The following is an 11783-nucleotide window of genomic DNA, read 5'->3' on the forward strand; positions in this document are numbered from 1 at the left end:
CTAGCCCTGATTTTTCATGACGGTGGGGTTGGCCGTTTTTTCGGGCGGGCGGGTTGATGGGCGGTTGTTTTCTGTTTCCGGGCAGGATGGTGTGGCCCGTTGGATCGCTCGGGGTTGGCGCCGGTTCCACTTCCGGTGATGGGGCTGGTCGTCGGGACGGGGTCGTGCCCGTTCATCCCGGGGCAGGCTGGGGCTGTTTGAGGCGCCCGGTGTTTTCCAGGAGTAGCTTCAGGAGGCCTTTTTCCGGTGCTGATTCCGGGAGCAGCAGCTGCCTGCGGCGGGCGCGGGTGATGATTTTTCCGGCGGTCGCGAACAAGCGGTAGCGCCAGCGCTTGATGTCCCATGTCTTGGCCTGGTGGCCGTCGGGCAGCGCGGTGAGCTGGAGCCAGGAGACGAGGTTGGACGCCAGCGCGGCGATGTCGGCCCAGGCCTGGTTCGCGGCGAAGTCGTAGAACGGGAGTTTGCCCAGACCGGTGTTCTTCAGGGTCTTGATCCGGTTCTCGCACCGGCCGCGGGCACGGTGGCGTGCGTCCAGGAACGGGCCGTGCCAGCGCGGTGCGTTTGTCAGGAACGCGGTGATGCGGTGCCCGTCCAGGTCCAGCAGGGTCGGTTGCGCGCCGGGGTGCAGCGGCTCGGCCCGGAGGTAGATGTTCGTGCCCGGCGGGTAGTCCTTCAGCGGGATCACTTCGGTGGCGTTGATGACCCACGCGTCCGTGCGGTCGGCCCCGTGCTGGTCCAGGGCCGGTTGCCAATACTGTTTGTCGTTGATCCAGTCGACCATGTGCGCCTTGCCCGCCGGGACCGGGTACGAGACAGAGAACTGTGCTCCCGCGGCGTGCAGGTACCAGAGGAACTTCCGCGACGCGCCGGCACTGTCGGTGCGGACCAGGAGGCGCTGCCCGTCCAGCCTGCCCTGGGGGAAGAACGCCTCGGGAAGCTGGGAGACGGCAGCGTCGAAGACGCGGATGTGGTCATCGGCGCTGTTCGCGCCCGCGCTGCCGGGCCGCAGCAGGCAGGCAAGGATTTCCCCGGTGCCGTTGGAGGTGCCGTAATCGACGCTGGCGATGAACGGGGCAAAGCCGTATCCGCCCTTGTAGGTGCCGGCGACGTTTTCCTTCTCCGAGTGGGAGGTCACCAGCGTGGCATCCAGGTCCAGGACCAAGGGATCGGCCGCGGTGGCCCTGGCCGCAGGGTTCCGGTTCCCGGCCGCGTCCCAGGCCCTGGCCCGCAGTTCCCGGGTGAGGGTTTCGAAGCCGTGGCTGAACAGTTCGGGGTTGGCGACGGTGCGTTCGAAAAACCGGGACACGGTCGCGTTCGAGGGCACCGGGCCGAAGAGTCCGGGCGAGGACCGCAGGATGTCCAGGTCCGTGGCGTGCTCGCCGCCGGCGGCCAGCATCACCCCGAGCGAGCCGAGCAGGCTGCCGGGCCGGTGCCTTGCCCCGGACGGGACGAACTGGCCCAGCCGGTCCTCGCACAAGCCCCGGAACCCGAGTGCATCAACGAAAGAGGTCAGCACCTTCAGGCCGGCGTGGGAGACCAGCGACTGGCCCGTGAGCGCAACGGCAACAGAGGGAAAAACTCCGGTATTCTTGGACATCAGAAAGGTGCTTCTTTCTGCCAGGGGGTTAGTGCGTCAACAACACTATTTTCCCAGCTCAGAAGCACCTTTCGTCGTTTAACACGCCCCCAGACAGCCAACCCTCATGAAATCGCCGGGCTAGCACTGCGAAGGATCTTATCCGGGCAGCTACTCTTCTTGCGGCGTCCCCACCGACGAGTTTGGGGCCTTCGTCCCGGATGGTTGCAGCGCAGCTCGGTTCCAGGACCACGATGTCCCGGTCGGTGCCGTCGTCGAACTTCGTGATCAGCCGCGCGAGCCTGCGCCGGGCACCGTCGCGCTGCCCCGTCGAAATCCAGGTCAACCCGCAGCAGGCCTCCGGGCTGCACCCTACCGATCGTCCGGAATCGCGCAGCACGCGCGCGGCGGCCGGCACCACCTCAGGTCTGAAGGCACGGGTAAAGCTGTCTGCGAAGAGGAGCACGTCCGCCCCGTCCTCGAACCCGGCTTCAGTCACCCGCCGTCGAATTCTGCTCGACGGTGCGAACGCGGGAAGGCGCCTTCGGGCGCTGATGCCCAGCCGCTCTCCGAGATAGCGGAACGGACGGAATCTGGTGCCGTGGTTCGCCAGTGGCGCGATCCTCGTCAGCAGCGGCAACCAGCGTGGCAACCAGCCGATCGAGTAGTGCGTGAAGGGACGGATGCGGCCCGTGTAGTGCTCGTCGACCCGCAGGGATTTAGCTTCGGCAATGTCCACACCTGTGGGGCAGTCAGTGGAGCACGCCTTACAGGACAGGCAGAGGTCCAGAGCCTCACGCACCTCGGGAAAAGGTATGACACCACTGACTCCACCTGCAGGAGCCCGCGCCGGGCTGAAGGCGCACCAAGATTCCATCCGGCTACCCGAGGCCGAGCTGGTCCGCGGCCTTCGAGACATCCTGGGCGCGAACCTTGTCGCGTACATCGGTTCGGTGAAGGAAACCCGGGCGGTGCGCCAATGGGCCGATGGTGAGCGGAAGCCCTCTGCTGAGGTCATGACCCGGCTCCGGCATGCCTACCACGTGGCCGCCTTGCTTGCCGCGCAGGACTCGGCGGCCGTGGTCCAAACCTGGTTCCAGGGCATGAACCCTCAGCTGGATGACGCTCCGCCGGCGCGGCTGCTGCGTGAAGGCCATGTGGAGGAGGCTCCACAATCAGTCCTTGCAGCAGCGCGGGCCTTTGCGGTCGCCGGCTAAGGATGCGGCAGAACGAACTAGGGCCCTTACCGGCGTTTCATCCACAAGAGCACTTGCTCCGCTCCCCGAGATGCCGAGTTTCAAATAACGCATGTTACGTAAAGTAAGTAGTCTGATAGTTGCCTATACATACTAATTTCAGTCTACCTTGATTGTCCTGTCTTACCCTGGTCCGCAACTCCCGCGATGGACTTCCTGCACGCACTCTCTTTGGGGGCTGTTGGCGAATAGCGTGAATTGGTACCGATAGTCCGGGTTGTTGGTACTGCGGTTCCGTGGAGTTGGTACTGCTGTGGTCTTCGGGGGCTGTGCTAGGAGTGAGGCGGTGCACTGGGCACCGCCTCTTCCTATGGGAGGAGGCAGCATGGCTGATTTCAAGGTCATCATGACCCTGGCCATTGCAGGTGGCAGCTATGACGAGATTGTTGCCGCGGCGGGGTGTTCGCGTCGTGACGTGGCGACGGCGAAGAAGACGATCGCGGCGTACTCTCGACAATGGCAGCGAACACGGCCGAATCGAGACCTCTAGCTTAACGTACGATAGCGCTCATCCATCTTGCCGATCGGCAAACGTCCAGTTCGCGCATGTCTACTCCTTAGCCTGCTCTGGCGAGCGGAGGAGGGAGATGATTGCTTTGAGCCGCTGGAAGAACGAGTAATGCTGGTCCGAGTCGATGAGCACCTGGTATCCGGAGTCCTGATCGATGAGTTGTCTGTCGAACCCGGGCTCGGCCGCTAGCCATAAAGCGCGCCCATCATTGGTGGCGTCTTCGACTTGTCCACTTCGGAGGGGCCGGCCGTTGAGTCTGACCTGGACAGGGTAGCCGATGAGGTAGGACCAGTCATGCACAATTGCCGGCCTTCCGATGAGGCTCCCTACGGGTTCGACCCAAACGTTGTTGATGCCGTTGTCCGTTACTCGGTTCATGTTCTTCTTTCGTGCCAAACCCGGATGAATATGATGCGCGCGCCGTTGCAGCTGGGGCGTCAACGTTCGACGCGGGCTGAAGGCGACCGGCGCAGGCGGGCCGCAAAATCCAGCCTTCTGTGATGACAACCATCGAACCCATGGAAATCGGGAAGAGGCCCGGTTCAGGGAGTCCGGCGCGCTGTACATGTCGAAGTGTTTCGGGTCCAAACACATCGCAATTCTATCCAACGTACGTTTGGTTGTCGAGTGGGGTGGGTTGGCATAAATCAGCATGAAGGACACGCACGTTACAAGGGAGTGTCAGGGATGAGACCCCGTGCGGCCCATAGATCCGTGGTGTCGTCAATCTCGCCATCGGGTTTGCATAGGGTCAACCTCGCGTTAACAAATAGGGATACTTGAGGAGTAGTTTCCGCATCGTGGTCGCAGACATCAAGGTAGAGCCAGCCAGGGCCGCAGATCTTCCCCGAAGCAGCCGGGCCTTCACGGCATGTGGTATCGTCCAATCGGTTGGCTGTATCATTGAAAAGCGAAGCTCAGGACGGTTGGCCTCCATCCTTCGGAACGACAGGAAGCGCACCATGACGACGAGCGAGTTGCCACCCCAGAGCGGGGAATCAACACGAACGCGCGAACGATTCAATCGTGACAATAACGTCATGGCGGCGGCGATCGAAGTAATGTCGGCTAAGGGGTACGCGTCGACCTCGATCCAGGACGTTGCGGATCGGGTCGGTGTCTTAAAGGGCAGCCTGTACCACTACTTCAGCTCCAAAGAAGAACTGCTGTACCGGATCCTCGAGGAATCACAGGAGGAGATGCGGGCGATCGAACTGGGAATCGCGGAATTGGATCTGCCTCCCGTCGAATATCTCCTGATGTACGTGCGCCGCTCAAGCGAGTGGTACCTCACCAACCGTGATCGTGCCAACATCTTCTTCACCGAGACGAAGCATCTCACCGGAGACCGGCTGATCGCGGCCCAGGGCTGGGGCAGGGCCTTCGAGCGCACCATCAGTGAGCAGGTCGTCGCGGGGCAGGCGGACCGCAGCATCCGTTCCGATCTCGACCAGCGCCTGATCACCCGTTTCATCGTCGGTGCCGTCAACAATGTGCGATTTTGGCCCAGCCGCCGATCCGGGCGGAAGTTTGAAGATCTCGAGATCATCGATGCGCTGGTGGAACTCGTCGACTCCGCCGTGCGACCTCGCGCCTGACTTACCTGCTCGCCGTCCAACAACCGGCGCGGACAACGGTCTTATCCCGCGGAACCCAACAGCGTGAGTGCCGCGGAAGAGTCGAGGACCTTCCTCACCGCGTGGTAAAGGGTGAGTCTGCGCACAACTGCGTCATTCGGGTCCAATGCTCCCCCCGGGGTCGGTGGGCCTAGTAATGCTATCGTCAGGCACGCACCGGGCCCGAAGCTTTCCACTTGCTTCAACTGGCCCTGACTGGGGCAGGCGACACCGGCCAACTGCAGAACGATGGCTGCCACGATGAAAAGCAGGTCTTCAAAGATGATAAGCAGAAAGAGAACCTGTCGTGCATAATGTGAGCTGCTGACTCCGGAACTCACGACGCTATCAATCGATCTCACGGAAGTTGGGGCCAGCAGCCGTTCAACTCGTGAACGGCGACCGTACCGGGCACTGTCGAGGCAAAAGGATCTTGAAACACCGCCTGGTCCACCGTCAATCAGGCTGCCCGCGCTACGGCCGCCTCACCACAGCGAATTCCCCGACGGCGGTATCTTTGGAGTGCTCCCGTGCGCACATCGCCGCGATTAGACAGCCCTCGATCAAAAAACGTGATGAACGTTCCGTCTAGCCAAAAAGAAGGGGCCGGCATTAGCGCATCGGCAAGGGTGCCGATGCGGTGCGTGGCCGAGGTCTCGATGATCTGTCGGTAGCCCGTACATTGGGAGCGTCGAGGGAAAGCTGTCCCGGCAGCACTGCGTCCTACTTGACGAGGGCGAAACCGCCTGTCCAGCCGACCTTTTCGGAAACTGCCAGGGTGATCTGGAGGAAGCCGAGTGCTTCAAGTTCACGCGCGCGGCGGAGGGATCCTGCGTCGACGGTCTGGAGGCCGCCGGCAGTGATGACGTCGGCGAGTTCGGTTTTGGCGTCGGCGTCATCGCCTGCGATGAGGACGGTGGTCGGCTGGTCACCGACCTTACCGATAGCGAGGGTGGGGCCCAGGATGGTGTTGAAGGCCTTCAGGACCCGGGACTGCGGGAGAGCTGCGGCGAGCTCAGCGGCCGCGGAGGAGTCCGGGGGGACGGTGAGGGAGTCGAAGGTCTGGAAGTTCACCGGGTTGGAAATGTCGACGACAGTGCGGCCGGAGAGCTGGTCGGAGCGCTGCGCGAGGACCTCGCTGATCGCGGGGTAGGGCACAGCGAGGATGACGATGTCACCTGTGACGGGCTGATCGGTGTCCTTGCTGTTGAGGGCTTGCACGGAGTTGCCGCCCTTTTCGGCAATGGCGGCGATGGCCTTGCCCATGTTGCCGGTTCCGAGGATGCTGATGCTGGTCATGATGATCTCCTTATATCTTTATGCACCGCGTGGGTGCCTGGTTGGGGATGTCTTGGGCGAGATTCGCGATGGCCCGACCCTCGTGGTCAAGGGGCGGACTTCCCTGTCAGGCCACTTGGAGGGAGCGGATGGAGTTGCCGAAGCGCATGCGTTCGATGGTCATGGTGACGCTGGTAGGGTCCGTGGCGGCCCCAAGGGTCAGGAGCAGCGGGACGAAGTGGTCCGCGGTCGGGTGTGCGATACGTGCACCGGGGCCTTTGGCGGCGTAGTCGATGAGCGCGTCGATGTCTCCGTGGGTGAGGGCTTTGTTGGCCCATTCGTCGAACTCCTGTATGTACCCGATGAGGTCAGGTCGCCGCATGGCCGCGAAGCTGTGAGTCATGAACCCGGACCCGATGATCAGGACACCTTCTTCACGGAGCTGCTTCAGTCGCTGGCCGAGCTTGAGTAGGGCTTGGGGGTCAAGGCTGGGCATGCTGAGCTGCACGACGGGGACGTCCGCGACTGGGTACATGGCCATAAGAGGTATGAATGCGCCGTGATCCAAGCCGCGGCCGGCGTGGTGGTGGATGGTGGTCGTGTGGGTGAGTGTAGCCGTGATGCGACGCGCCAGAGCCGTTGCGTCCGGGCTAGCGTATTTTAGGGTGTAGTAGCGGGGGTGGAACCCGCCGAAGTCGTAGTACAGGGGCGTCCCTGCCGTGATACCGGTGATTGCCAGCGGGGCGTTTTCCCAGTGCGCGGAGACGACCACTATCGCCCGTGGTTTGGGCATCGATTGGGACCAGTTGAACAGATCCGTGAGCCATTCCGGATCATCCAGGGTCGGCGGGGCGCCGTGGCTGACGAACAATGCCGGGAGCGGGCCGTCTTCGGGTTGCCACGGTTCCTGTGCTTTCGCCTGGGGCAGGGTGCGGGCAAGCAGGTCGTCATAGGCGCCAGCGGGGACGCTCGGGTTGAAGAAGTCAGTGGTGTCTGTCATGACAAAGGGTTTCCTTCAAGGATCCGCGCAGGGGTAGGCGGGTGCTGGCAATCAGGTGTCTGGTACTGCTTGTGGGTGGGTGATCTAGACGGCCCAGGGTCCGTAGCGTCCGATGGCCACAATCAGGGCCAGGGCGGCGAGGATGAGGTTGATGACTACCATCTGCTTCTCGCCGCGCTTTAGGTGGGTGATGACTGCGCCGACCATCACGATGGTCAGGCCGGTCGCGGCTACGGGGACCAAGAATGTTGCGACGCCAGTGACCCCGGGAAGTATCAGGCCCAGGGCCCCCAGAATTTCGGCGAGGCCGATGGCCTTGATCGTGGCACGGCTGGAGGCCTCGGTCCAGCCCATGCCGCCGGAGGCTGCGAGTTTTACTTGGGGCTGGGAAATTTTCATGGAACCGGCGGCCAGGAAGCCCAGGGCGAGGACGGAGGCGATGATCCAGAGGGTGATGTTCATGACGGGTATCCTTTTGCTGCGTGAATGCCGGTAGTGTCACCTAGCGTGGTCGGCTTTCCATTCTCTTCAAGCTTGAACTAAACCATAGACACAAGTGATTCAAGATGCAAGTAAACTATTCAGCTTCTTAGTTAAATGCTGAATCGATGGGTTGGTATACTCGTACCATGGAAACGTCAGTCGGCAGTGAAGTGACAGCCCGGGGCGACGCGAGGGGCACGATGTCCGGGACCCGGTGGCTGAATGAGGAGGAGCGCGCCACGTGGGTTGCCTTCGCCAGTGTGCTCTTGCGGCTTCCCGGAGCCCTGGATACCCAGTTACAGCGCGAAGCTGGTATCAGTCATTTCGAATACATCGTTATGTCTTCGCTCTCCGAAGAGCCCGGGCGCACACTGCGGATGAGTAGCCTTGCCGTTATGGCCGAGTCGGGGCTGCCCCGCCTCTCACAGGTTGTGGGACGTCTCGAAAAGAGGGGCTGGATTACCAGGGCCGCTGATCCCACCGACGGCCGTTCTATCTTGGCCACGCTTACAGACCAAGGGTGGGACAAGGTGGTTGAAACAGCACCCGGGCACGTTGAAGAGGTCCGCCGGCTCGCGTTCGACCCACTTACCAAGGCCCAATTAAAGTGTCTCAACGAGATCAGCCGTCGCATCATGACCACTATCGACCCCGAAGACCGATGCCTCCGTTAGGTGCTACGGACTTCTTCGGTCGTTCCGGTTGGGCGTGCATCGCATGCGCGGCTGGGGCTGTGTCTATAAGCTGTGCGATGAGAGCGGTTCGCGCTGCCGTCTTGTTCTTGATCGGAGTGACCATCAACAGCGCAAGCGGGTGCGCGATGGATGGCAGGACTACGGGTTTCCTGGCCCGCCATGCACGGAGCTGGGTCGTGGGGGCATCACGTAGTCATCCATACTGTGCTTTGAGTACTCATCCGCGTAGTGCATTCCTACCCAAGGAGACACAACTATCTGGCCAGGGTAGACCTCGCTCGGGGACGTGGAGGTAGTTTCTCGAACCAGATCCGTTCCCCTCGGTGAGCAAGCCTTCTCTATCCGCGTCCTTTTGCATCGCATCTTGCTTCCAATCTCATCGTGGTGAAAGGGTGTCGGGTGTTTCGTAGGGTTGGACAGGGCTGCCTCGCATCAGGATGAGCTCTTAGAGCCCATGTCCAGCCTGAATCAGGTCGCCGCTTCGTTCCTCTTCTTGGCGTTTCGGTCGCGAACCTTAACCATGACTTTGGAGAAAGCCACTGCAAGCACGAGAATGCCGCCATTGAATACCTGCGTGATCCAGTTCTGGGCACCTAGGAGAGTGAAACCGTTCACTGCGATGGCGACGAAAAAGACCCCGATTATGGTCCCGACGACGTTCGGATACCCGGACTTGATGGTGGTCTGGCCGAGAAATACGGCAGCGAGGGCAGGGAATAGAAAACTTGGAGCCGAAGCGGCATCGGCCGAACCCGATCTCACGGTCAGTAGAACTCCGGCCAGGCCTGCCACCAGCGCACCGAGGGCATAGGCGATGAAGACGTGCCGCTTGACCCCGATACCCGCGAGCCCCGCGGCGCTCCGATTGGAGCCGATGGCAGCGAGTTTGCGGCCGAACGGGGTCTGGTTCAGTAAATACCAAACGATCGCAGCGGCAAGGAGCAGCAGCCAGAAGGGGCGCGCGATTCCGAGCCACTGTCCAGCACCCCAGTTGCCGATAGACGCCGGGACGCCCTGAACGACCCTGCCCCCCGTATACGCGAGAAGAATCCCGTTGATCAAAACGTAGGTCCCGAGTGTCACGATGAACGGATCGAGATCCAATGTCGTGATGAGCGTGGCGTTTACCATGCCAGCAACCAGGGCCAAGAGTACGGCCACCAGCATCGCAATTTCCAGGGGCACCTGATGCGTCGCCAGTAGCGAGGCCATTGTCACGCTGGAAATACCCGCAATGGCTGCGACCGAAATGTCGAAATATCCCGCCACGAGCGTGATCACCATTGCCAGGGCGATGAGACCCGTCACAGACTGGTTGGCGAGAATGTTCTGAATGTTGGCCGGTGAGAAGAATAGCCTCGACGTCGGTGCGAACACTCCGAACACCAGTACCATCAGGACGAGCAGCCCGCCCAGCCCGTACCTTTCAGCGAAGTTGACGGGATTCAATCGCGCCCGCCCCATCGCTTCACGATCGTTCCTTGCGTCGACCAGTTCAGACAACATTCGATTCCTTTCCCCGTTGGTAAATCAATTCGTTGAGTCCCTGCGCGCTGAGCTCAGACGCATGCATCTCGGCGACGAGCCGACCCTCGTGAAGCACAACCGCTCGGTCGACGACCTGCGCGAGTTCCTCCAAGTCAGATGTGACGATCAGTGCCGCGCTGCCTCCAGACGCCGCAGCCCGCACCGCCGCGTAGATGTCTGCCCTCGCTCCCACATCGACCCCCTGGGTAGGCTCATCAAGAAGCATCAGCGCCGGGTCGAGGCGCAGCCACCGACCCATCACAACCTTCTGCTGATTCCCTCCGGACAGCGACCGGATCGCTACATCTCCGGACGGCGTTTTCACCCTGAACCGATTCCGAAGGACACCCGCGTCACGTTGGAGTGCGGTTCGACGGAACCAGCCGCTACGCCAATATTTACGGAGGACGCCTACCGACATGTTTTCGTCAACGGTGAGGTCCGGGAATATGCCACCGTTGACGCGGTCTTCTGGGACCATGATCACCCCGGCCGCGATCGCCTGACCCGCGTCGCGGAAAGCGACGTGCCGCCCGTTCAACTCGACGCGTCCTGACGTTAGCCGCAGGTCTCCATAAATTGCACGTAAAAGCTCCGTCCGTCCGGACCCGAGCAAGCCGGCCACGCCCACGACCTCACCCGGGTGCAGCTCAAGTGCGATGTTGCGCAGCGGTCCGGCGTCGAGACCTGAAACTTTCAGAACAGGGGGTCTGCGATCGTGCCCATTTGAGGGGGCTTCGAGCGCCACCCGCTGCGTTTGTTCTGGCATTGACCGCTCACCGAGAATCGATCCGATGAGGTCCTGCTCGGTCAGGCGGGCGGTCGCGTGTTCGCTCACCACCCTTCCATCCCGCATAACGGTGACGCGTTGTGTAAGTTCGAGGACTTCGTCAAGCCGATGGCTCACGAAAAGGACCGCATGGCCCTCTGAGGCCATTCGTCTCACCGCGTTGAAAAGTACGTGCACCTCGTGTCTCGGCAGTGAGGCAGTTGGCTCATCTAGGATGATGATTCCGTGGCGACCATCCATGCCCCTCATTGCTCGCGCAGCCGCGATCTGTGCCCGGACAGCAACTGGTAGGTCACGAATGAGGTCACTGGGACGAGCGGCTATATCCAGCTTCTTGATGGCATCCCGCGCGCCTCGACGCAGCTCGCGCCAACGAACCTGCCCTAACCGAGTTGCTGGGTAGTCTGTGCCGAGCCGCAGATTTTCGGCCACGCTGAGGTCCGGAAAGACAGCAAGGTCTTGGTGGACGACTCTGATGCCGAGGTCATAAGCGCGTCGGGGGTGGATACGGGCCGCTTCTACGGTGTGGCCGGCGATGTGCACTTCACCCGCGTCAGCTTCGACGACGCCGCTAAGAATCTTGATCAACGTCGATTTGCCGCATCCATTGCCTCCGACCAGGGCGTGAATCTCTCCCCCGCGAATATCTAGATCCACCCCATCGAGCGCGCGGGTGCCGGGATACATCTTTGATACACCGCGCACCGAAAGAAGCGCCTCGTCGCTGTCGATCACCGCAGACCCCTCAACCAGCAAGCCGTTCGGCTGCCCCTAGGGCAGGCACGCACCGAAAGGGTGCCCGCAACGATGGGTGGCCCCAACTGCCCGAAGGCAGCACATCCTGGCGCATAACGGTTGAGTGACATTTCAGCTCCTTTGCTGGGGTGCCCTATCAAAGCTGTCTTGCAGGCTAGCATTGAAAGTATAATCAAACAACCGTAGGGTTGCTTAATCGCCAGTCGGCGCCCGGGTTTTTGCCGCTGGACCGTAAGTCCATACGCCCGGAACGCTCCCTAAGTTCCGCCAAAACCCATAGGCCATGGGCCGAAGG

The 11783-nt window shown here is 61.6% G+C and carries 12 protein-coding genes; 4 read left to right on the forward strand and 8 right to left on the reverse strand.

All coding sequences use genetic code 11. From position 1 onward, the window contains the following. Positions 1 to 172 precede the first annotated feature (172 nt). Positions 173 to 1597 carry an IS1380 family transposase gene (locus tag AC1DCM_RS23620; RefSeq protein WP_477519906.1) on the reverse strand — a complete coding sequence of 475 codons (1425 nt, stop codon included), beginning with the start codon at positions 1595 to 1597 and terminating at the stop codon, positions 173 to 175. A 58-nt stretch (positions 1598 to 1655) separates the two neighbouring features. Next, the gene (locus AC1DCM_RS23625; RefSeq protein WP_477519907.1) at positions 1656 to 2378 is read right to left on the reverse strand and encodes a (Fe-S)-binding protein; all 723 of its coding nucleotides are present in this window, start codon (positions 2376 to 2378) and stop codon (positions 1656 to 1658) included. Between the two features lie 13 nt (positions 2379 to 2391). Between AC1DCM_RS23625 and AC1DCM_RS23630 the strand changes: the two genes are divergently transcribed. Both AC1DCM_RS23630 and AC1DCM_RS23635 read left to right on the forward strand, forming a co-directional pair. Next, a complete protein-coding gene (locus tag AC1DCM_RS23630; RefSeq protein ID WP_477519908.1) occupies positions 2392 to 2793 on the forward strand; it encodes a hypothetical protein in 402 nt (133 codons plus the stop codon). 364 nt (positions 2794 to 3157) lie between these two features. Continuing rightward, positions 3158 to 3322, forward strand: a complete 165-nt coding sequence (locus AC1DCM_RS23635; protein WP_477519909.1) for a hypothetical protein — start codon at positions 3158 to 3160, stop codon at positions 3320 to 3322. A 60-nt stretch (positions 3323 to 3382) separates the two neighbouring features. Here AC1DCM_RS23635 and AC1DCM_RS23640 read toward each other — a convergent pair whose 3' ends face one another. Continuing rightward, positions 3383 to 3721 carry a hypothetical protein gene (locus AC1DCM_RS23640; protein WP_477519910.1) on the reverse strand — a complete coding sequence of 113 codons (339 nt, stop codon included), beginning with the start codon at positions 3719 to 3721 and terminating at the stop codon, positions 3383 to 3385. Between the two features lie 584 nt (positions 3722 to 4305). Between AC1DCM_RS23640 and AC1DCM_RS23645 the strand changes: the two genes are divergently transcribed. Continuing rightward, positions 4306 to 4941, forward strand: a complete 636-nt coding sequence (locus tag AC1DCM_RS23645) for a TetR/AcrR family transcriptional regulator (protein WP_477519911.1) — start codon at positions 4306 to 4308, stop codon at positions 4939 to 4941. Positions 4942 to 5682: 741 nt separating this feature from the next. Here the strand turns inward: AC1DCM_RS23645 and AC1DCM_RS23650 are convergent. The 3 genes from AC1DCM_RS23650 to AC1DCM_RS23660 form a co-directional block, all read right to left on the reverse strand. Beyond that, the gene (locus AC1DCM_RS23650; protein WP_477519912.1) at positions 5683 to 6258 is read right to left on the reverse strand and encodes an NADPH-dependent F420 reductase; all 576 of its coding nucleotides are present in this window, start codon (positions 6256 to 6258) and stop codon (positions 5683 to 5685) included. 106 nt (positions 6259 to 6364) lie between these two features. Next, on the reverse strand, positions 6365 to 7237 hold the full coding sequence (locus tag AC1DCM_RS23655; RefSeq protein ID WP_477519913.1) for a DODA-type extradiol aromatic ring-opening family dioxygenase: 873 nt from the start codon (positions 7235 to 7237) through the stop codon (positions 6365 to 6367). 84 nt (positions 7238 to 7321) lie between these two features. After that, the gene (locus tag AC1DCM_RS23660; RefSeq protein ID WP_477519914.1) at positions 7322 to 7699 is read right to left on the reverse strand and encodes a DoxX family protein; all 378 of its coding nucleotides are present in this window, start codon (positions 7697 to 7699) and stop codon (positions 7322 to 7324) included. Positions 7700 to 7866: 167 nt separating this feature from the next. Between AC1DCM_RS23660 and AC1DCM_RS23665 the strand changes: the two genes are divergently transcribed. Beyond that, positions 7867 to 8394 carry a MarR family winged helix-turn-helix transcriptional regulator gene (locus tag AC1DCM_RS23665; RefSeq protein ID WP_477519915.1) on the forward strand — a complete coding sequence of 176 codons (528 nt, stop codon included), beginning with the start codon at positions 7867 to 7869 and terminating at the stop codon, positions 8392 to 8394. A 489-nt stretch (positions 8395 to 8883) separates the two neighbouring features. Here the strand turns inward: AC1DCM_RS23665 and AC1DCM_RS23670 are convergent, their stop codons facing one another. Both AC1DCM_RS23670 and AC1DCM_RS23675 read right to left on the reverse strand, forming a co-directional pair. Further along, on the reverse strand, positions 8884 to 9921 hold the full coding sequence (locus AC1DCM_RS23670; RefSeq protein WP_477519916.1) for an ABC transporter permease: 1038 nt from the start codon (positions 9919 to 9921) through the stop codon (positions 8884 to 8886). Then, positions 9911 to 11467: a sugar ABC transporter ATP-binding protein gene (locus AC1DCM_RS23675; protein WP_477519917.1), complete on the reverse strand. Its 1557-nt coding sequence runs from the start codon at positions 11465 to 11467 to the stop codon at positions 9911 to 9913. The genes AC1DCM_RS23670 and AC1DCM_RS23675 overlap by 11 nt, the downstream gene beginning before the upstream one ends. Positions 11468 to 11783: the final 316 nt, after the last annotated feature.

The sequence above is a fragment of the Paenarthrobacter sp. 10N417 genome (assembly GCF_056394745.1).

What these genes read in the sequence shown, in the direction of transcription:
- AC1DCM_RS23620 (WP_477519906.1), bottom strand. Translation starts at nt 1,597, where the DNA reads ATGTCCAAGAATACCGGAGTTTTTCCCTCTGTTGCCGTTGCGCTCACG.
- AC1DCM_RS23630 (WP_477519908.1), top strand. Translation starts at nt 2,392, where the DNA reads ATGACACCACTGACTCCACCTGCAGGAGCCCGCGCCGGGCTGAAGGCG.
- AC1DCM_RS23635 (WP_477519909.1), top strand. Translation starts at nt 3,158, where the DNA reads ATGGCTGATTTCAAGGTCATCATGACCCTGGCCATTGCAGGTGGCAGC.
- AC1DCM_RS23640 (WP_477519910.1), bottom strand. Translation starts at nt 3,721, where the DNA reads ATGAACCGAGTAACGGACAACGGCATCAACAACGTTTGGGTCGAACCC.
- AC1DCM_RS23645 (WP_477519911.1), top strand. Translation starts at nt 4,306, where the DNA reads ATGACGACGAGCGAGTTGCCACCCCAGAGCGGGGAATCAACACGAACG.
- AC1DCM_RS23650 (WP_477519912.1), bottom strand. Translation starts at nt 6,258, where the DNA reads ATGACCAGCATCAGCATCCTCGGAACCGGCAACATGGGCAAGGCCATC.
- AC1DCM_RS23655 (WP_477519913.1), bottom strand. Translation starts at nt 7,237, where the DNA reads ATGACAGACACCACTGACTTCTTCAACCCGAGCGTCCCCGCTGGCGCC.
- AC1DCM_RS23660 (WP_477519914.1), bottom strand. Translation starts at nt 7,699, where the DNA reads ATGAACATCACCCTCTGGATCATCGCCTCCGTCCTCGCCCTGGGCTTC.
- AC1DCM_RS23665 (WP_477519915.1), top strand. Translation starts at nt 7,867, where the DNA reads ATGGAAACGTCAGTCGGCAGTGAAGTGACAGCCCGGGGCGACGCGAGG.
- AC1DCM_RS23670 (WP_477519916.1), bottom strand. Translation starts at nt 9,921, where the DNA reads ATGTTGTCTGAACTGGTCGACGCAAGGAACGATCGTGAAGCGATGGGG.